Source organism: Pseudomonas sp. B19(2017), from assembly GCF_002113165.1.
Classification (GTDB): domain Bacteria; phylum Pseudomonadota; class Gammaproteobacteria; order Pseudomonadales; family Pseudomonadaceae; genus Aquipseudomonas.
On sequence record NZ_NEJR01000004.1, the window covers coordinates 54883 to 74194 of the forward strand.

At 64.8% G+C, this 19312-nt stretch carries 15 protein-coding genes; 4 read left to right on the forward strand and 11 right to left on the reverse strand.

Features of this window, described 5'->3' with window-relative positions:
* Positions 1–2 precede the first annotated feature (2 nt).
* The gene (cra, locus tag CAF70_RS07875) at positions 3–998 is read right to left on the reverse strand and encodes a catabolite repressor/activator (RefSeq protein WP_085623781.1); all 996 of its coding nucleotides are present in this window, start codon (positions 996–998) and stop codon (positions 3–5) included.
* Positions 999–1282: 284 nt separating this feature from the next.
* On the opposite strand from cra, the gene ptsP reads away from it, so the two are divergent.
* From ptsP to CAF70_RS07890, 3 genes are read left to right on the forward strand one after another with little or no spacing between them, the layout of a single operon-like run.
* Positions 1283–4135 carry a phosphoenolpyruvate--protein phosphotransferase gene (gene ptsP / locus CAF70_RS07880; RefSeq protein WP_085623783.1) on the forward strand — a complete coding sequence of 951 codons (2853 nt, stop codon included), beginning with the start codon at positions 1283–1285 and terminating at the stop codon, positions 4133–4135.
* On the forward strand, positions 4136–5083 hold the full coding sequence (gene pfkB, locus CAF70_RS07885; RefSeq protein WP_085623785.1) for a 1-phosphofructokinase: 948 nt from the start codon (positions 4136–4138) through the stop codon (positions 5081–5083).
* Complete coding sequence (locus CAF70_RS07890) at positions 5080–6819, forward strand: PTS fructose-like transporter subunit IIB (RefSeq protein WP_085623787.1); 1740 nt, start codon at positions 5080–5082, stop codon at positions 6817–6819. Before pfkB ends, CAF70_RS07890 begins: the two co-directional genes overlap by 4 nt.
* A 121-nt stretch (positions 6820–6940) precedes the next feature.
* Here CAF70_RS07890 and CAF70_RS07895 read toward each other — a convergent pair whose 3' ends face one another.
* Positions 6941–7162, reverse strand: coding sequence for a DUF3820 family protein (locus CAF70_RS07895; protein ID WP_016393933.1), 222 nt, complete (start codon positions 7160–7162; stop codon positions 6941–6943).
* Between the two features lie 203 nt (positions 7163–7365).
* Here CAF70_RS07895 and CAF70_RS07900 point away from each other — a divergent pair, with 203 nt between their 5' ends.
* Positions 7366–7842, forward strand: a complete 477-nt coding sequence (locus CAF70_RS07900; RefSeq protein WP_085623789.1) for a PA2169 family four-helix-bundle protein — start codon at positions 7366–7368, stop codon at positions 7840–7842.
* Here CAF70_RS07900 and CAF70_RS07905 read toward each other — a convergent pair.
* The 9 genes from CAF70_RS07905 to CAF70_RS07955 all read right to left on the reverse strand — a co-directional run bounded on the left by CAF70_RS07905 (position 7839) and on the right by CAF70_RS07955 (position 19243).
* Positions 7839–9329: a sensor domain-containing diguanylate cyclase gene (locus tag CAF70_RS07905; RefSeq protein WP_085623791.1), complete on the reverse strand. Its 1491-nt coding sequence runs from the start codon at positions 9327–9329 to the stop codon at positions 7839–7841. The two genes, CAF70_RS07900 and CAF70_RS07905, sit on opposite strands and share 4 nt — an antisense overlap.
* A 236-nt stretch (positions 9330–9565) precedes the next feature.
* Complete coding sequence (locus CAF70_RS07915) at positions 9566–10900, reverse strand: OprD family porin (protein WP_085623793.1); 1335 nt, start codon at positions 10898–10900, stop codon at positions 9566–9568.
* A 205-nt stretch (positions 10901–11105) separates the two neighbouring features.
* Positions 11106–11330 (reverse strand): hypothetical protein, encoded by a 225-nt coding sequence (locus tag CAF70_RS07920; protein ID WP_085623795.1) that lies wholly within the window; start codon positions 11328–11330, stop codon positions 11106–11108.
* Positions 11331–11616: 286 nt separating this feature from the next.
* Complete coding sequence (locus CAF70_RS07925; protein ID WP_085623797.1) at positions 11617–13020, reverse strand: heavy metal sensor histidine kinase; 1404 nt, start codon at positions 13018–13020, stop codon at positions 11617–11619.
* On the reverse strand, positions 12995–13669 hold the full coding sequence (locus tag CAF70_RS07930) for a heavy metal response regulator transcription factor (RefSeq protein WP_085623799.1): 675 nt from the start codon (positions 13667–13669) through the stop codon (positions 12995–12997). The genes CAF70_RS07925 and CAF70_RS07930 overlap by 26 nt, the downstream gene beginning before the upstream one ends.
* Positions 13670–13678: 9 nt before the next feature.
* Entirely contained in the window at positions 13679–16771 is a 3093-nt protein-coding gene (locus tag CAF70_RS07935) for a multidrug efflux RND transporter permease subunit (RefSeq protein WP_085623801.1), read from the reverse strand.
* Positions 16768–17931, reverse strand: a complete 1164-nt coding sequence (locus tag CAF70_RS07940) for an efflux RND transporter periplasmic adaptor subunit (protein ID WP_085623802.1) — start codon at positions 17929–17931, stop codon at positions 16768–16770. Before CAF70_RS07940 ends, CAF70_RS07935 begins: the two co-directional genes overlap by 4 nt.
* Before the next feature lie 269 nt (positions 17932–18200).
* Positions 18201–18935, reverse strand: a complete 735-nt coding sequence (locus CAF70_RS07950; RefSeq protein ID WP_085623804.1) for a YkgJ family cysteine cluster protein — start codon at positions 18933–18935, stop codon at positions 18201–18203.
* On the reverse strand, positions 18932–19243 hold the full coding sequence (locus tag CAF70_RS07955; RefSeq protein ID WP_085623806.1) for a hypothetical protein: 312 nt from the start codon (positions 19241–19243) through the stop codon (positions 18932–18934). The genes CAF70_RS07950 and CAF70_RS07955 overlap by 4 nt, the downstream gene beginning before the upstream one ends.
* Positions 19244–19312 lie beyond the last annotated feature (69 nt).

The window sequence follows — 19312 nt, forward strand, 5'->3', positions numbered from 1 at the left end:
GGTCAGGCCGCTGTAATCCGTTGCTTGAACGTTCGACCGACGGCATGCACGCCAGGTTCGTAGCGCTTTTCCTCGATCGCGGCCAGTGCCAGTTCCAGGGCGGTGGCGGCAATCAGGCCATGCTGCTGGGCCATGGCATTCACCGGCAGCGGCAGGAAGTCGAGCAACTGGTTGTCGCCAAAGGTGCCCAGTTGTAGTTGGCGCGAATCGGCAGGGCGCGCCTGCAGGGTGTCGAATACCCCTTGCAGCAGCACGTAGGAGGTGGTCACCAGGGCATCCGGCAAGCCGCCGAGCTCGTCGATCAGCTGCTGCATCAGGCGCTGGCCGCACTCACGGCTGAACGCTTCGCCCTGATAGCGGCGAACTTCGCCGGCATAGCCCTGCAGCGCTTCGTCGAAGCCGCCGGCACGGGCCTGGCTGACCGACAGCTCGGGGCGTGCACCGATCAGCGCGATGCTGCGCGGCGCGGCGTTCAGCAGGCTGGCCGCCAGTTGGCGGCTGGCATCGCGGTCGTCGCTGATCACCGAGCAGAAGTGCGCAGGGTCCAGGCGGCGGTCGATGGCGATCACCGGCAGGCCTTTGTCCTGCAGTTCGCGGTAGCTGTCGTCTTCCGGTGGCAGGCAACTGGCGACGAACAATGCGTCGCAACGGCGGGCGCGGAACAGCTGCTGCAACTGGCGCTCGCTGTCGGGCTGGTCGTCACTGCTGGCGATCAGCAACTGGTAGCCTCGGGCGCGGGCCCCTTGTTCCAGTTGCTTGGCGATGCGGGCGTAGCTGGGGTTCTCCAGATCCGGGAGAATGAAGCCCAGGGTGCGGGTATGCCGGCTGCGCAGGCCAGCGGCCTGCGGGTTGGGGGTAAAGCCGTGGGCCTCGACCACCGCGCGTACCCGCTCGACAGTGCTGTTGCTGATGCGCTGCTGTTCGGCCTTGCCATTGATGACGTAGCTGGCAGTGGTCACGGACACACCGGCCAGACGGGCGATATCGCTGAGTTTCACCGAATTTTCCTTGTTATTACCGGGGCTGGCTGTGAAGCCGGACCGGGTAGTTTGACCCGGCACGGGCGCCACGCGCAGACGACCATTGTCGCAATTGTCCGACAGGATGGGGCTTTTTCCTCGGCAGATTATCGAGTAACGTGGCCGCCTGGTCAGATTAATCGTTTCAGCTGCCGAATTTTCTGCCTCGGCTGCCATCCGTGCAAGGCTGTTGAACTGGCCGTTCATGTGAATTTCACAACAATACTCCAGTACCCGACCGGGAACTGCAAAAGGAGAAGGTCATGCTCGAGCTCGCCAAAGAGCAAATAGCCATGGGCCAGAAGGCCGCCGACAAGGCCGAGGCATTGTGCCTGCTGGCCGACCGGCTGCTCGCTGACGGCCTGGTCGCCGACGGATACCTGCAAGGGCTGCAGGCCCGCGAGGCACAAGGCTCAACCTTCCTTGGGCAGGGCATCGCCATCCCCCATGGCACGCCGCAGACCCGTGACCTGGTGTATGCCACCGGCGTACGCCTGTTGCAGTTTCCCGAGGGTGTGGACTGGGGCGATGGCCAGATGGTCTACCTGGCCATCGGCATTGCCGCCCGCTCCGACGAGCACCTGCGCCTGCTGCAACTGCTTACCCGCGCCCTGGGCGAGACCGACCTGGCCGAAGCACTGCGCCGCGCCAGTTCCGCCGAGGCCTTGCTGAAACTGTTGCAGGGCGCGCCACAGGAACTGGCGCTGGATGCCCAACTGGTCGGCCTGAGCGTGCCGGCCGAAGACTTCGATGAGCTGGCCTGGCGTGGCGCCCGCCTTTTGCAGCGTGCCGACTGCGTCGACAACGGTTTTGCCGCCCTGCTGCAGCAGGCCGAGCCGCTGCCGCTGGGTGAGGGCCTGTGGTGGCTGCACAGCGAGCGCCAGGTTCGCCAGCCGGGCCTGGCCTTCATCACCCCGCAGCAGCCGCTGCGTTACCGCGACCAGCCGCTCAACGGCCTGTTCTGCTTGGCCAGCCTCGGTGCGGCCCACCAGGCCTTGCTCGAGCGCCTGTGCGAAGTGCTGATCGAAGGCCGCGGGCAGATGCTCTACCAGGCGACCAGCAGCCGTGCGGTACTGGAAGTGCTAGGCGGTGAGGCGCCTGCGGACTGGCCCAGCGCGCGTGTCGTACTGGCCAACCCGCACGGTCTGCATGCCCGCCCGGCAAAGGTATTGGCGCAACTGGCCAAAGGTTTCGAGGGGGAAATCCGTGTACGCCTGGTCGACAGCGCTCAGCCGGCGGTGTCGGTAAAGAGCCTGAGCAAGCTGCTCAGCCTAGGCGCCCGACGTGGCCAGGCGCTGGAACTGGTAGCTGAGCCAGGCATCGCCGCCGATGCCTTGCCGGTGCTGCTGGCCGCCATCGAAGAGGGCCTCGGCGAAGAGGTGGAGCCACTGCCACAGAGCACGGCGGCCGTAGCCGGCGATGTGGCCGAAGTGCTGCAAGCGCCCGAAGCCGGTAGCCGCATCCAGGGTGTGGGTGCTGCGCCGGGTATTGCCAGTGGCCCGGCGCATGTGTGTGTGGAGCGTGAGTTCGACTACCCCCTGCGCGGCGAGTCCTGCACCCATGAGCGGCAGAAGCTGCGTGAAGCCGTGGCGGCCGTGAATGGCGAGCTGCAGGCCCTGGTCCAGCGTAGCGACAAGGCCATTGGCGAAATCTTCGTCACCCATCAGGAAATGCTCGCCGACCCGGCCCTGACCGACGATGTCGAGCAGCGCCTGGGCCAGGGCGAAAGTGCCGCGGCAGCGTGGATGGCGGTGATCGAGGCGGCGGCGCGCCAGCAGGAATCGCTGCACGATGCCTTGCTCGCCGAGCGTGCGGCCGACCTGCGTGACATCGGCCGCCGCGTGCTGGCGCAGTTGTGTGGCGTGCCGGCCCAGGTTGAACCCGAGCAACCCTACGTGCTGGTGATGACCGAAGTGGGCCCGTCCGATGTCGCCCGGCTGGACCCGAGCCGCGTCGCCGGTATCGTCACCGCCCAGGGCGGCGCCACCGCCCACAGTGCCATCGTCGCCCGTGCCCTGGGCATTCCGGCGGTGGTCGGCGCGGGTGCGTCGATACTGCTGTTGGACAGTGGCACGCCGTTGCTGCTCGATGGCCAGCGTGGCGTGGTCAGCGTGGCGCCGCCGGCGGATGAATTGCAACGGGCCCTGGCCGAGCGCGACCTGCGCGAGCAACGCTTGCAGGCCGCCTGGGCCAACCGCTTCGAGCCGGCGGTCACCCGCGATGGCCACGCGGTCGAGGTGTTCGCCAACATTGGCGAGAGCAATGGCATCGCCAAGGTAGTGGAGCAGGGCGCCGAAGGCGTGGGCCTGCTGCGCACCGAGCTGATTTTCATGGCTCACCCCCAGGCGCCGGACGTTGCGACCCAGGAAGCCGAGTACCGCCGCGTGCTCGATGGCCTCGACGGGCGCCCGCTGGTGGTGCGCACCCTTGATGTCGGTGGTGACAAACCGCTGCCGTACTGGCCGATCGCTGCCGAGGAAAATCCGTTCCTCGGCGTGCGCGGCGTGCGCCTTACCCTGCAGCGTCCGCAGGTGATGGAAGACCAGTTGCGGGCCTTGCTGCGCGCTGCCGACCAGCGCCCGCTGCGCATCATGTTCCCGATGGTCGGGCAGGTGCACGAATGGCGCGAGGCGCGCGCCATGGTCGAGCGCCTGCGTGCCGAAATCCCGGTAGCCGACCTGCAACTGGGCATCATGGTCGAAGTGCCCTCGGCAGCGCTGCTGGCACCCCAACTGGCGCGCGAAGTGGACTTTTTCAGCATCGGCACCAACGACCTGACCCAGTACACCCTGGCCATCGACCGTGGCCACCCCAGCCTCTCGGCCCAGGCCGACGGCCTGCACCCGGCGGTGCTCAGCCTGATCGACATGACCGTGCGCGCAGCGCATGCCCATGGCAAGTGGGTGGGTGTGTGCGGCGAGCTTGCGGCCGACCCGCAGGCAGTGGCCGTGCTGCTGGGCCTGGATGTGGACGAGCTCAGCGTTGCCGCGCGCAGCATTGCCGAAGTCAAGGCCCTGGTTCGCCAGGCCGATTACCAGACGGCCCGCGCCCTGGCGCGCGAGGCCCTGCAACAGGACAGCGCCGCAGCGGTTCGCGCGCTGGTGGAGCGTTACTGAATGGCCAAGATCCTCACCCTCACCCTGAACCCGGCGCTGGACATCACCATCGGCCTGCATACCCTGCGCCCCGGGCAGGTCAACCGTAGCCAGGAGCAGCACAGCCACGCCGCGGGCAAGGGGCTGAACGTCGCCCAGGTGCTGGCCGACCTGGGGCACAGCGTCACGGTTGGCGGCTTCCTGGGGCGCGATAACCTGCAACCCTTCGAGGCGCTGATCGACTGGCGCGGTTTCGTCGACTGCTTTGTCCGCGTACCGGGGGAAACCCGCAGCAATATCAAGCTGGTCGAAGCCGATGGCCGTGTCACCGACATCAACGGCCAAGGTCCGGAAGTCGACGAAGCGGCGTGCAGTGCATTGCTGCGCCGCCTGGCACAGATTGCCCCGGGCCACGATGCGGTGGTGGTGGCTGGCAGCCTGCCGCGCGGGATCAGTGCCGACTGGTTCCGCCAGTTGCTCGAACAGCTCAAGTCGCTAGGCCTCAAGGTGGCCCTGGACAGCAGCGGCGAAGCCCTGCGTGTCGGCCTGCAGAGCTCGCCCTGGCTGGTCAAGCCCAATACCGAAGAGCTGGGCGAGGTGCTTGGCCTGGCTGTGGATAACCCGGCGCAGCAGCGCGCCGCTGCCGAGCGCCTGCTGGCCAGTGGCGTAGAACACGTGGTGGTGTCGGCGGGTGAACAGGGCGTCAGCTGGTTTACCCAAAACCATGCCGTACATGCTTGCCCACCCAAGGTGCAGGTTGCCAGCACGGTAGGCGCAGGTGATTCGCTGGTGGCCGGCATGGTCCACGGTTTGCTGTTGGGCGAGGCCCCGGCGCGGACCTTGACCCGCGCCACCGCGATCGCTGCACAGGCTGTTACCCAGGTTGGTTTCGGCATTCGTGACCGCGAGCAACTGGCGCGTCTGGAAGCCGGTGTGCAACTGACAGAACAACAAGAGGGTTGCCGATGAACATTGCCATTGTCACTGCCTGCCCCAACGGCCAGGTGTCGAGCGTGCTGAGCGCGCGCTTGCTGTCCGCCGCAGCCCAGCGGCGGGGCTGGAGTACCAGCGTCGAAGTGCAGGTCGCCGGCCACCCCGAGCGGCAACTGAGCGCCACGCAGATCGCCGAGGCCGACTGGGTGCTGGTGGTCAGCACCGGCCCGGTGGATCTGGGGCGTTTCGTCGGCAAGCGCGTGTACCAGAGTACGCCATCCCAGGCTTTGGCCGACCGCGAAGGCTTCCTTGATGAAGCGGCTTCCAACGCCCGGCTGCTGGCCACAGTGCCAGGCAGCCCGGCCGAGGCTGGCGGCGCTGGCGCCCGCATCGTTGCTGTCACGGCTTGCCCGACGGGCGTTGCGCATACTTTCATGGCCGCGGAAGCCTTGCAGCAGGCAGCGCAGCAACTGGGCTACCAGCTCACCGTCGAAACCCAGGGATCGGTCGGTGCGCGCAATCCCTTGTCTGCCGAAGCCATCGCCGCAGCCGATGTAGTGCTACTGGCCGCCGACATCGAAGTGCCCACTGCGCGTTTCGCCGGCAAGCGCATCTACCGTTGTGGCACGGGTATCGCCCTCAAGCAGGCTCGTGCCACCCTCGACAAGGCCCTGGCCGAAGGCAGGGTGGAAAACAACGGCGATGCCGCAGCGGCAACCACGCCAGCAAAGGGCGAGAAGGCCGGGGTATACAAGCACCTGCTCACCGGCGTGTCGTTCATGCTTCCGATGGTGGTGGCTGGCGGCCTGCTGATTGCCCTGTCGTTCGTGTTCGGTATCGAGGCCTATAAAGAGGCGGGCACGTTGCCGGCCGCGTTGATGCAGATCGGCGGCGAAGCTGCGTTCAAGTTGATGGTGCCGCTGCTGGCGGGCTATATCGCCTGGTCCATCGCTGACCGACCGGGGCTGGCGCCCGGCATGATCGGTGGTTTGCTGGCCAGCACCCTGGGTGCCGGTTTCATCGGTGGTATCGTCGCCGGCTTCCTCGCCGGTTACAGCGCCAAGGCCATTGCCCGCTGGGCGCGCCTGCCCAGCAGCCTGGAGGCACTCAAGCCGATCCTGATCATCCCACTGCTGGCCAGCCTGTTCACCGGCCTGGTGATGATTTACGTGGTCGGCCAGCCGGTGGCGGCGATGCTGGAAGGCCTCACCCACTTTCTCGACAGCATGGGCACCACCAACGCCATCCTGCTGGGCCTGTTGCTGGGCGGCATGATGTGTGTCGACCTGGGTGGGCCGATCAACAAGGCTGCCTATGCCTTCTCGGTGGGGCTGTTGGCTTCGTCGAGCTATGCGCCGATGGCGGCGACCATGGCAGCCGGCATGGTGCCGCCGATCGGCCTGGGTATCGCCAGCATTCTGGCCCGACGCAAGTTTGCCCAGAGCGAGCGTGAAGCGGGCAAGGCGGCCCTGGCGCTGGGGCTGTGCTTCATCTCCGAAGGGGCAATCCCGTTTGCCGCCAAGGACCCGCTGCGGGTAATCCCGGCCAGCGTGGCCGGTGGGGCATTGACCGGGGCTTTGTCGATGTACTTCGGCTGCAAGCTCATGGCGCCGCATGGCGGGCTGTTCGTGTTGCTGATCCCCAATGCGATCAACCATGCGCTGCTGTACCTGTTGGCGATCGTGGCGGGCAGCTTGCTGACGGCGGTGGTGTATGCGGTGATCAAGAAGAGCGAGCGGGTGGAGTTGGCGGTGGCGCCGGTAAAGGGCTAGAGATTTCAGTTGGTCTCACTGGCCTCTTCGCGGGTGAACCCGCTCCCACAGGTACTGCACAGTTTTCAAGCTTGCAGAGAACCTGTGGGAGCGGGTTTACCCGCGAAGGGGCCAGCCCAGGCTAGCGCCGATGCTTCTGCCGCAACGGCACCAGCAGATCGCCCAGCCCGTTGTGGTCGACCTCATGCATCAACGCCAGTAAGCCGCCCAATTCACCCGCCGGAAAACCCTTGCGCGCAAACCAGGCCAGGTAATCCCCCGGCAGGTCGGCAATGATTCGTCCCTGATACTTGCCGAACGGCATGGTGCGGGTCACCAGCAGTTCGAGGGTTTCCGGCTTCATCATCGGCGCACCTGGCTGTGGAAAAGCGCCGACCATACTGCAATCTGCACGAAGGCCCAAGCGGCAATCATGCAGAACGCCGGGTTCCAGCGCCAACCTGATAACGGTATCTAGCTGATTCCAAAGAATTTTATTGATTGGCGCCGGTTGGCACGAACGCTGCTCTCTTACAGGTGACTATCACCTGCCAAGGAGTTTGTGCCATGAGCAATCCCAACAAAGACGTGATCGACGTGCTCAACGACCTGATCGAGTACAGCAAGGATGGCGAGAAAGGCTTCAAGGCCTCGGCCGATGATGTGAAGAACCCCGAACTGAAAGCGTTCTTCGTGCAACGTGCCGGTGAGTGTGCCAATGCTGCCGGTGAATTGCAGAGCGAGGTGCGCCGCCTGGGTGGCGACCCGGAAACTTCCACCAGCATCAGCGGTGACCTGCATCGGGGTTGGGTCAACCTCAAGGCGATGGTAACCGGCAAGGATGAGGAAGCGGTGCTGAACGAGGTGGAGCGAGGCGAGGACCATGCCCTCAAGGCCTACAAGGAAGCCCGTGAGAAACTGGTGAAGCTGGGCCGCACTGCCAGCGACCAGACCTACAGCCTGGTGGAAAAACAGCTGCAAGGCGTGCAGCGCAACCATGACCAGGTAAGGGCCCTGCGCAACGCCGCCCGCGCTCACAGCTAGTCGGCAGGCCCCTCTACCCGGTTGCGGCCTTTGGCCTTGGCCCGGTAGAGCGCTTCATCTGCAGCACCCAGCACCCTCGCCAGGTCGTGCTGGGTGCCCGACAGGCCGATGCCGATGCTCACCGTGACCGAATGGGCGTCGTCGGCGAACGGGGCCAGCGCCTCGACGCTGGCGCGGATGCGCTCGGCCAGCAGCTGCGCACCGGCCAGGTCGGTTTCCGGCAGCACTACCTGAAATTCCTCACCCCCATAGCGTGCCGCCAGATCCGCCGGGCGACGGATGCATGCCTCGATGGCTTTGGCCACTTCGCGCAAGGCATGGTCGCCACCGGCGTGACCATGGCGCTGGTTGAACGCCTTGAAATGGTCCACATCCACCATCAGCACCGCCAGCGGCTTGCGGTTGCGCTGGGAGCGGGCCCATTCCTGGCGCAGTACCTGGTCCAGGTGGCGGCGGTTGGCCAGGCCGGTCAGGCTGTCGGTAGCGGCCAGACTTGCCAGGCACTGTTCGGCCTCCTGACGGCGGCGCAATTCGCGCCCCAGCAACAGGGTCAGCCAGAGGATTCCTGCGCACAGTACGCCGGTGGCGACGCTGACGACAATCGCTGTGCGGCGCCAGGACTGGAACACCTCGTCGGCGGAGTGAGCCACCAGCAAGATCAGTGGCAGCTGCGGGACGCGGGCAAAGGTATACATGCGCAGCTTGGCACTGCTGCCAGAGCGGGCGGTGAAACTACCGCTCTGGTCGTTGAGTATGCGCTTGAAATTGGCGCGATTGGCGTAGTTGGTGCCTATGAGCGGATCCTGTGGCCGTGATGGCTGGCGGGCAAGCAGCTGACCGTCGGTATTGAACAGGCTGATGCTGCTGTCATCACCGATATCCAGGCGCCGGAACAGGTCGCTGAAGTAAGACAGGCGCAGCGCACCGGCGGCCAGACCATTGAACTCGCCATTGGGCCCGGAGATGCGCCTGCTGAAACTGATGCACCAGTCCAGGTCGCCGAGCGTGGCCTTGAACGGCGGGCCCACCAGCAGGCCGAGGTTGGCGTTGTGCAGGTGCGCCTGGAAAACCCCGGTGTCGGCGAAGTTGGCTTTGCGTGGCACGCTGCTGGTGGAATCGCCCACTACGTTGCCGTGCTTGTCCAGCCACAGCACGTCACCGCGTTTGCGGTCGACGAAGGCTTCATTGAATAGCAAGCGTTGGCGCACCGGGCCGGGAATTTCCGGCAGTTCCTTGCGCCCGACCGCCCAGATCAGGCTCTGCAGCGACTGGTCGTAGAGTTCGACGTTGCGCAGGATGTCGCTTTCGATCAGCTGGACGATATTGTTGGACGAGCGGAGCGCCGCCAGCTCGACGTTATCGCGCTCGCGCGCCAGCAGGTAGCTGACGATGGCCACGATGGCGAGCACGGCAAGGCAACTGCCCAGGTTGAGGATCAGCTCGGGGTGCGACCTGTAGAGTGCGAAACGCGGTGATCGGGGGGTCATGCTCGCTACTGCGTGGGCAGGGCCGTTCGCGGCGGCGACATTCTAGGGAAGCGGGGTTTGTCGGACAAGATTTGTCCGACGGAATCACGGTATACCGTGTTTTGGTCCTATCACAAGCCCTTGTGGGAGCGGGTTCACCCGCGAAGAAACCAACGCGGTGTCTGGCACCGGCTTCGCCGGTGTTCGCGGGTGAACCCGCTCCCACAGAGGTTACGCGCGCTCCCTGTAAACCGGGATCAGAACACGTTCAACGGGTAATCCACGATCACGCGCAGTTCATCGTTGTCGCTGTTGCTGTCGATCGACGCGTAACCCTGGCTGCCACGGTGGGTGGCATAGCGCACCAGCACCGACAGGTCCTTCAGGTCGCCCTCCTGGAACACGTACTTCACGTCCAGGTCGCGTTCCCAGTGCATGGCGTTCTTGCCATCGGCACGGTAGTAGTCGTAGTGGGTGGTGTCCTGGCTGGCCTTGGTCAGGTCGGCTTCACCGCGCGAGTACGACAGCGCCGTGGTCAGGCCAGGGATGCCCACACCGGCAAAGTCATAGTTGTACTGCAGCTTCCATGAACGCTCGTTCGGCGCATTGAAGTCCGAGTACATGCGCGAGTTGTCCAGGTAGATGCTGTCGCCCAGGTTGATGTAGTCGAACGGCGTGTTGCCATTGACCCGCTGGTAGGCGGCGGTGACGCTGTGGTACCCGGCGTTGACGGTGAAGTGCACGCTGTAGGTGTTGTTGTCGATCTTGCCCAGCAGTGCCTGGCCGGTGTCCTGGGTGTGATAGAAGTGCACGCCAGGGTTCAGGCTGATCAGGTCGTTGACCACGTAGGTGTAGTCGAAGTCGGCGTAATACTGGTTCCAGATGTCCTTCAGCTCGGCCGCATACAGGTTGGCGGTTATGTTCGGAGTCCCGCTCCATGACGCGCCGGCCCAGTTGAGGTGCTTGCTCTTGTCATGCTCGTCCAGCGAGCCGTAGTAAGTGTCGATGCGACGGTGGCCGCTCTGGTTGTACGGCTTGGTGAAGCTCACCTGGCCGCCTTCGAGCAGCAGGCCCTCGATGCTGGTATTGGTCAGGCTCACGCCACGGAAGGTCTGCGGCAGCATGCGGGATTCGCCGCCGGCGATCACCGGGTTGGTCAGGAACAGGTCGCCGGCTTTCAGCTCGGTGCCGAACGCCTTGAGCTTGACTGCGGCACCTGCAGTGGAGAACGCGTGCGGGGCAGCGCCCAGCTCACCGTCGTCCTTGATGTGCTCGGGCAGGATGCTGGTGCCGGCATGGCCGCCACCGCCGTCGAGTTTCAGGCCCAGCATGGCGTGGGCGTCCAGGCCAAAGCCGACCACGCCCGGGGTGTAGCCCGATTCGAAGCGTGCAACCGCGCCCTGGCCCCACTCGCGGGTGTCGCGCACGCCAGCGTTGTGGTTATCGCGGTTGAAGTAGGCATTACGCAAATGCAGGTTGAAGGACGAGCCTTCGATGAAGCCATCAGCCTTGTCTTCATCTGCCTGGGCGGCGAAAGGGATCGTTGCAGTCAACGCAAGGAACAGCGGGGTAAAACGAAACGCGGAAGGCACCGGTACTAGCTCCTCTGGTGTGGCGGTGGGGCAGTTGTTATTTTCGAATGTGCATCTTTTTTATAGGGAGACGTTACAGCTGGGCTGATAGTTAAAGCACATAAAAAAAGCCGCTGATCGGCAGCGGCTTTAAAAGGCTAACATATCGGCACCTGTGGTGCCCATGGCGTAGCCAAGGGAAAACGGGAGCAGCGACAGTGTTTGATCAGCTGTCGGCATTGGCATCGACAGAAACCTTGGAGGCTGTCTGGTTTGCGTCTTTTGCGGTGTCGGCCTGCTGTGCGGCTACGGCTTCGCGGGCCTCCTGGTGGACCGCGGCGAACTCGGCATTACGGGTGACGAAAGCATTGGATTCTTCGGCCATGGCCAGGGGCGACAACAACAGGGAAGACAGGACGAAGACGCTGGCAATACCCATACTGTTGGACATTTGAAACTACCTTCTTGCGGTGCAAGTGCTAATGAGGACAGGGGTAAAGTTAGTCCTTTCAATGCACTTGAAACAGAGCGAAGTGCGATAAGCACTGTTGCGTAAAAGGTAATTATCGCTGGAAAAGCAATTGGACTTTCGCCGCAAACCCCCAGCCTAGAGCACTTGCGCGATCCTTGTAGGAGCGGCCTTGTGTCGCGATGGGGCGCGAAGCGGCCCCAGGTTTTGTGCCACAGCAACAATTGCCGGGGCTGCTACGCAGCCCTTTCGCGACACAAGGCCGCTCCTACAGAGACTGCGCATGCCTCAGAACTGGCAATTGGATGCCGAAAGTATTGAGCCCCGCTCCACTACGCACAAACACCTCCCCACCATGCATCAGCGCAATCGCCTTGACGATCGCCAACCCCAACCCATGGTTACCGCCCCCACTGTTGCTGCGTGCCGCATCCACCCGGTAGAAGCGTTCGAACAGCAACGGCAGGTGCGCATCGTCGATCGCCGGGCCCGGGTTGCTCACGGCGATACTGACCTGCTCCGGCCCGGCAGCGATCTGCACCTCGATCACCTGGTGCGGTGCAGTGTGCTGCACGGCGTTGTTCAGCAGGTTGATCAGCGCCCGGCGCAGCTGCGCCTTTTCGATGGGCGCCTGGGCATCGCCGTGCACGCTTACGCTGACCTGCGCGTCTTCGAGGATATAGTCCAGGTAGTCGAGGGTGGTTGCCACCTCCTCGGCCAGCGAAGCCTGGGTCAGGGCGGTGGCTTTGCTGCCTTGGTCGGCGCTGGCCAGGAACAGCATGTCGTTGATGATACTGCGCAGGCGCTCCAGTTCCTCAAGGTTCGATTGCAGCACTTCGAAGTAGTGCTCGGCGCTGCGCCCGCGGGTCAGTGCCACCTGGGTCTGGCCGATCAGGTTGGTCAGTGGCGAGCGCAATTCGTGGGCGACGTCGGCGTTGAAGGCTTCGAGCCGTGTATAGGCCTGGCTGACCCGGTCCAGTGCGGCATTGAAGGCGCCAGCGAATTGGGCCAGCTCCGGTGCCAGGTCCTCGGTTTGCAGGCGCCCGTCCAGGCGTGGCGGGGCCAGCGCCTGGGCCTCGTTGGACAACGCCAGCAACGGGCGCAGGCCGATGCGTGCCACCCAATAACCCAGCAGCGAGGCCAGCAGCACGCCGAGCACCGCCAGCCCGACAATCGCCACCAGCAGGCTGTGCTGGGCCTGCCAGAAGGTTTCGGTGTCGATGCCGATCAGAAAGCGCAGCGGCGGTCGCTCGCCCAGTGCCGGCAGCTCGCTGACCAGCACCTTGTAAGGGTAGAGGCGGTCGGGCAGGCGCAGGTCACGCATGCCCTGCGGGCCTTCGGCGAAGGCGCGGACCAGCTCGCTGGGGTGGCCGTATTCGTAGGCCGGGTCGCTGCTGACCACCCAGAAGCGGATGCGCTTGTCCTCCTCACTGAGCAGGTTGAGCTTGTTGTTGATCTTGACCCAGTGCTCCGGGGTGCCGAAGCGGTTGAGGGTGGATTCGAGCACGCTGAAACGTGCATCCAGCTCGGCCTGCGGCAGCAAGTCGAGGCTGCGGTCGACCTGGCGGTACAGTGCCGAGCCGATCAGCAGGAACACGCCCAGCGCCACCAGGATGAACAGTACCGACAGGCGCAGTGCGATGGAATTACCCCGCACGGTTTTCCAGGACATAGCCCATGCCTCGGATGGTGTGCAGCAACTTGTTGTCGAATGGCCCATCGAGCTTGGCGCGCAGGCGCTTGATCGCCACTTCGACGACATTGGCATCGCTGTCGAAATTGATGTCCCAGACCAGCTCGGCAATCGCCGTTTTCGACAGGATTTCGCCCTGCCGTCGGGCCAGCACGCTGAGCAGCGAGAATTCTTTGGCCGTCAGCTCCAGGCGCTGGCCCGCGCGCGTTACCTTGCGCGCCATCAGGTCGATGTTCAGGTCCCCCACCTGCACCTGCAGCGGTTCATGGTTGCTGCTACGGCGGGTCAGGGCGTGCAGGCGGGCGACCAGTTCGAGGAAGGAGAACGGCTTGCCCAGGTAGTCATCGGCACCCTCGCGCAGGCCATGGATACGGTCTTCGACCCGTTCGCGGGCGGTCAGCATGATCACTGGCGTCTGCTTGCGCGCGCGCAGGGCGCGCAGCACGCCATAACCGTCCAGGCCCGGCAGCATCACATCCAGCACGATCACCGCGTAATCACCTTCCAGGGCCAGGTGCAGGCCATCGATGCCGTCCCGCGCCAGGTCGACGGTAAAGCCCTGCTCGCTGAGGCCGCGGTGCAGGTAGTCGGCGGTTTTTTCTTCGTCTTCGATGATCAGCACACGCATGGTCTTGTCCTAACTGGCACTGGGCGCCGCCGCACGGGCGGCCTGGCGGCGGTGGAACAGGCGCTCCAGGGCCAAGTATATGACCGGGGTGGTGAACAGCGTCAGCGCCTGGCTCACCAGCAGGCCGCCAACCACAGCGATGCCCAGTGGCTGGCGCAGTTCCGCACCGGTGCCGAAGCCGAACATCAGCGGCAGCGCGCCGAGCAAGGCGGCCAGGGTAGTCATGATGATCGGGCGGAAGCGCGTCAGGCAGGCCTGGTGGATCGCCTGCTGCGGGGTCAGGCCCTGGCGGCGTTGGGCTTCGAGGGCGAAGTCGATCAGCAGGATGCCGTTTTTCTTGACGATGCCGATCAGCAGCACCACGCCGATCAGCCCCATGATGCTGAAGTCCTGGCCCATGGCCCACAGCAGAATCAGCGCGCCAAGGCCGGCCGACGGCAGGGTGGAGATGATCGTCAGCGGATGGACGAAGCTTTCGTACAGCACGCCGAGAATGATGTACACCGCCACCAGCGCGGCCAGGATCAGCCACGGCTGGCTCGACAGCGAGCTCTGGAAGGCCTGGGCCGCGCCCTGGAAGTTGCCGCTGATGGAATCGGGCATGCCCAGCTCGCGCTGGGTGCGCTCAAGGATGGTCACTGCATCGCCCAAGGCCACGCCAGGGGCCAGGTTGAACGACAGGTTGGCCGCCGGGAACAGGCCGTCGTGGCTGATCGACAGCGGCCCGGTACTGGGCGGCGCCACATGGGCCACTGCCGACAGCGGCACCATCTCGTTGGTCAATGGCGAGCGCAGGTAGAACAAATTGAGGCTTTCGGCCTTGCCGCGCTGGCGGGCATCCAGTTCGAGGATCACCTTGTACTGGTTGGTCTCGGTCTGGAATTCACTGATCTGCCGCTGGCCGAAGGCGTCGTACAACGCCTGGTCGACGTCGGTGGTGGTCAGGCCGAAACGTGCCGCGGCCTGGCGGTCGATATCGATGCGGGTGACGCTGGCGCCCAGTTGCAGGTCGTTGGACAGGTCGCGGAACGCCGGGTTTTCCCGCAGGCGCTCGGTCAGGCGTTGGGTCCACAGGTTCAGTGCCATGCCGTCGTTGCTCTTGAGTACGTACTGGTACTGGGTGCGCGACGGGCCGGAGCTGAGGTTGATGTCCTGGCCGGCACGCATGTACAGGACAATGCCCGGCACCTGGGCCAGCTTGGGCCGCAGCCGGTCGATCAGTTCGCTGGCGGAGACATCGCGTTCGCCACGCGGTTTCAGGGCGATCCAGAAGCGGCCGTTGGCGATGGTCTGGTTGCTGCCGGTGACGCCCACCGAGTGCGAGAACGCGCGCACTGCCGGGTCGGCGCCGATGATTTTTGCCAACGCCTGGTGCTTCTCGATCATCGAGGGGTAGGACACATCCGCCGCTGCCTCGCTGGTGCCGAGAATGAAGCCAGTGTCCTGCAGCGGAAAAAAGCCCTTGGGAATGGCCATGTAACCGAGCACCGCCAGTGCCAGCGTCACGCCAAAGGCGCCGAGGGTCAAACGCTGGTGGGCGAGGGCGCGGTCCAGGCCCTTTTCGTACCACCTGACCAGCCGTTCGCCGAAGCCATCCTTGTGCTCACTGGGCGGGCGGCGCATGAACAATGCGCACAGGGTTGGCGCCAGGGTCAGCGAAACCACCACCGAAATCAGGATGGTGGACGTGGCGGTAAGGGCGAACTCCTTGAACAGCCGGCCGACCACGCCGCCCATGAACAACAGCGGGATGAACGCGGCGATCAGCGAGAAGCTGATCGACACCACGGTGAAGCCGATTTCCCCGGCGCCCTTGAGCGCTGCCGTGCGGCTGTCGTCGCCGGCCTCCAGGTGACGGTGGATGTTTTCCACCACGACGATGGCATCGTCGACCACGAAGCCCACCGAGATGACAATGGCCACCAAGGTCAGGTTGTTCAGGCTGAAGCCGAAAACGTACATCAGCGCGCAACTGGCGATCAGCGACACGCCGAGTACGCTGGACACCACCAGGGTCGCCGACCACTGGCGCAGGAACAGCGCCATCACCCCGATCACCAGGGCCACGGCGATCATCAGGGTCAGCTCCACTTCATGCAGCGAAGCACGGATGGTCTGGGTGCGGTCCTGAAGCACCGACACTTCGACCGAAGCTGGCAGCATCTGCTGCAGCTTTGGCAGGGCGGCCATTACCCGGTCCACGGTATCGACGATGTTGGCGCCGGGCTGGCGGAAGATCACCAGGTTCAGCCCTGGCTGGTCGCCGGACCAGGCTTTGACGTAGGCGTTCTCGGCGCCGTTGATCACCTTGGCCACGTCCCTCAGGTGCACCGGCGCACCGTCACGGTAGGAGACGATCAGCTGGGCGTAATCGTCGGGGTGAAACAACTGGTCGTTGGCGGCGATGGTCGACACGCTGTGCTCGCCGTACAGCGCTCCCTTTGCCAGGTTCAGGCTGGTCTGCTGGATGGCCTGGCGCAGGTCGGCCAGGGTCAGGCCGATGGCTGCCAGCTTCTCGGGTTGCGCCTGCACGCGGATCGCCGGGCGCAGTTGCCCGGTGATGTTGATCAGGCCTACCCCTTCGATCTGGCTCAGCTGGCGCGCCAGCAGGGTTTCGGCGTAGTCGCTGAGGTCGTTGCCGGGCATCTGGCTGGAGCTGACGGTCATCACCAGCACTGGGCTGTCGGCCGGGTTGACCTTGCGCCAGGTCGGCGGGTTGGGCAGATCTTGCGGCAGGCGCGCAGTGGCGGTGTTGATTGCCGCCTGCACCTCCTGGGCGGCAGTGTCGATGTTCTTGTCGAGCGTGAACTGCAGGATCAGGGTGGTCGAGCCCAGCGCGCTGCTGCTGGTCATCTGGGTCATGCCGGGGATGGCGCTGAACTGCACCTCCAGCGGCGTGGCTACCGACGAAGCCATGGTTTCCGGGCTGGCGCCGGGCAGCTGGGCGGTGACCTGGATGGTCGGGAAGTCGGCTTCCGGCAGAGGGGCCACCGGCAGGCGAGGGAAGGCGATGGCCCCCAGCAGCACCAGGGCGAAGGTCAGCAGCAAGGTAGCGATGGGGTGGTCGATGCACCAGGCCGAAACACCGTTGCGCGTGTTCATGGCTGGCTCCGGCGGTCGGCCATTTCCGAAGGAGCGGGGGCGTCGGGGGCCACTTCGACCCGTGAACCCGGCTTGAGCCGCGACTGGCCGTCGAGCACCAGGCGCTCGCCCGGCTTGACCCCGGCAATGATGGTTTGCCCGCTGTCCTGGTACAGCACCTTGACCGGTACACTGGTGACCTTGTCACCGTCCAGGCGGTAGACGAAGTGCCCGTCGACACCGCGCTGTACCACCGGCGGCGGCACCACCAGGGCGTTTTCTTCCACGGCCGTAAGCAGGCGGATGGTGACCAGTTGGCCCGGCCACAGGCGGCCGTCCTTGTTGTCGAACTCGGCTTTTACCCGAACGGTGCCGGTGGTGGCGGAAATCTGGTTGTCGATCAGTGCCAGGTGGCCTTCGCCTAACAGGCTGCGTTCGCCGTCGGCGTCCATGTAGGCCTGCACCGGTGCCGGGGTGGGCGCCTTCAGCAGGCTCTGCAGGGTCGGCAGCATTTGCTGCGGCAGGGCGAATTCGACGGCGATCGGGTCGATCTGGGTAACGCTGAACAGGCTGCGGGTATCGCTGGTACGCACCAGGTTGCCGGGGTCGACATTGCGGATTCCCACCCGGCCGGTAACTGGCGAGCGGATTTGCGTGTACGAAAGCTGCACCTCGGCATTGGCGATGGCCGCCTGGTTGCCCTTTACCGTGGCTTGCAGGCGGTTGACCAAGGCCTGCTGCTGGTCGAGGGTCTGCTTCGACACGCCGTTGTCGGTACTCAGCAGGCGGTAGCGCTGCAGGTCGACATTGGCGACCTGGATCTGCGCCTGGCTCTGGCCGAGTTCGGCACGAGTCTGATCGAGGCTGGCGCGGATGGCTCGGTCGTCGAGGGTGGCCAGCAGGTCCCCTTCCTTCACCCACTGGCCTTCCTTGACCAGCACCTGGGTAAGTACCCCCTCCACTTGCGGGCGCACCTCGACGCTGTGCAGCGACAGCACCGAACCGATGGCGCTGGCATAGTGCGGCACGTTCTGCTGGACAACACTGACCACGCGCACCGGGACGGCGGTTTGCGCGCGGGCGGCAGGTGCTGGCTGGCGCTGGCCGAACCAGATGCCCGCTACCGCCAGGACCAGGAGTGCCAGGGCGGCGAGGATGACAGGGCGGGACGGACGTCGCATCGGTGCGGGCACCTTGGCCATTGGTGAGGAAAGAGAGCTGTAGTCAACTTTATAGTCCCCGAACCGGGTCGGCAGCGTGACCGCTGGCTGACAGCACTGTCAGTTTCGTGGCATGCGAACGGCGACCCCTGTGGGAGCGGGCATGCCCGCGAAGAATACAACGCGGTGGATGGCACCGGCTGCGCCGGTGTTCGCGGGCACGCCCGCTCCCACAGGGGACGCGGCAGGCTTTGGTTCTTTAGCAAGGCAGTTGCCTTGCAAAGGCATAGCTAGAAGCTGATAAAGGCGTAATACACCGGGGGCTCGTTGGTGGTGCGCAATCCATGTTCCTGCAAGCTCGTCACCAGCGCCTCATCCTCCACATGCAGGGTCCACTGCGCCCGGGCATTCTCCGGAACCTGCGCCAAAGCTGCAGCAAACGCCCCCATGTCCGGCAGATAGGCAGTAAACCCGTTGCCCTTGAGCGCACTGGTGGTCATCCCCAGCGCCTGGCACACCGCTACCTTGGCGGCGATGTCATCGCGGTCGGCCTGGCGCGAGGCCTGCACCAGCGCCTCTAGCCCGGCATCGACCAGTTGCGTGCCGTGAATCAGCTCCGGCCCCTGCTGCCAGGCTTGCGGCGGGCAATCCTTGCTGTCTGGCCGCAGCGGGATATGCGGGTTGATTTCCACCGGGTAGATGCGACAGACCAGCGGCCGTTGGTCGTAGATGGTACACAGGTCGTTGTCGTCGAGGTTGCGGCAGCGCCCGGGGTTGAACGCGGCAAAAGTCACCGATACACGTGCCTCGCTGTCGCCGCAGGGCACGGGATGGGAACGACGCAGCACATGATCACGTTGTTCTACCGGCATGCCAGGCCCGTCCGCCACGAAGGCTTCGATCAGCACCACCACCTGGCCGGCGCTGTCCGCCCAGCGACGCGCCTCGGCCAGGGTCAAGGGCACGTGGTGGCCGGTGCAGCACTTGCCGCAGCCGGTACAGGCGAAACGCAGGTTGTCGGTCACTTGGCTTCCGGGCTCCATTCGCTGACGAAGGCACGCTGGTGCTGGCGGTCGTACAGGCACAGTTCGGTACCGGTGCGATGCTGCATGTGTTTCTGTGGGTAGACGCCTTCGATCAGCAGGGCGCTCATGCCCACCTGGTCATCGAACTCGGCGGGCTTGCTGCGGGCGTGGGCGTCCTTGAACTGGCTGGCGGCCAGGCAAGCCTTGAGCATCTGCTGGCGCTGCTCGTTCCAGGCCTGGCTGCTGGAGGCCTGGGCGATACCGCTGACGAGGGCGCAAGTGAACAGGATAGAACTGAGAAACTTCATACGCGATTCCGGCAAATTACTTGCGAGGGGCGCGAATTATGCCCGACTCGCCCCCGGCGGCAAGCCGGG

Excerpts from the sequence above, each read along its gene's own strand:
- CAF70_RS07930 (WP_085623799.1), bottom strand. The coding sequence starts at position 13,669 with ATGCGTGTGCTGATCATCGAAGACGAAGAAAAAACCGCCGACTACCTG.
- CAF70_RS07940 (WP_085623802.1), bottom strand. The coding sequence starts at position 17,931 with ATGCGACGTCCGTCCCGCCCTGTCATCCTCGCCGCCCTGGCACTCCTG.
- ptsP (WP_085623783.1), top strand. The coding sequence starts at position 1,283 with ATGCTCGAGCTCGCCAAAGAGCAAATAGCCATGGGCCAGAAGGCCGCC.
- CAF70_RS07895 (WP_016393933.1), bottom strand. The coding sequence starts at position 7,162 with ATGAAGCCGGAAACCCTCGAACTGCTGGTGACCCGCACCATGCCGTTC.
- CAF70_RS07890 (WP_085623787.1), top strand. The coding sequence starts at position 5,080 with ATGAACATTGCCATTGTCACTGCCTGCCCCAACGGCCAGGTGTCGAGC.
- CAF70_RS07955 (WP_085623806.1), bottom strand. The coding sequence starts at position 19,243 with ATGAAGTTTCTCAGTTCTATCCTGTTCACTTGCGCCCTCGTCAGCGGT.
- CAF70_RS07920 (WP_085623795.1), bottom strand. The coding sequence starts at position 11,330 with ATGTCCAACAGTATGGGTATTGCCAGCGTCTTCGTCCTGTCTTCCCTG.
- CAF70_RS07900 (WP_085623789.1), top strand. The coding sequence starts at position 7,366 with ATGAGCAATCCCAACAAAGACGTGATCGACGTGCTCAACGACCTGATC.
- CAF70_RS07925 (WP_085623797.1), bottom strand. The coding sequence starts at position 13,020 with ATGTCCTGGAAAACCGTGCGGGGTAATTCCATCGCACTGCGCCTGTCG.
- pfkB (WP_085623785.1), top strand. The coding sequence starts at position 4,136 with ATGGCCAAGATCCTCACCCTCACCCTGAACCCGGCGCTGGACATCACC.
- CAF70_RS07905 (WP_085623791.1), bottom strand. The coding sequence starts at position 9,329 with ATGACCCCCCGATCACCGCGTTTCGCACTCTACAGGTCGCACCCCGAG.
- CAF70_RS07935 (WP_085623801.1), bottom strand. The coding sequence starts at position 16,771 with ATGAACACGCGCAACGGTGTTTCGGCCTGGTGCATCGACCACCCCATC.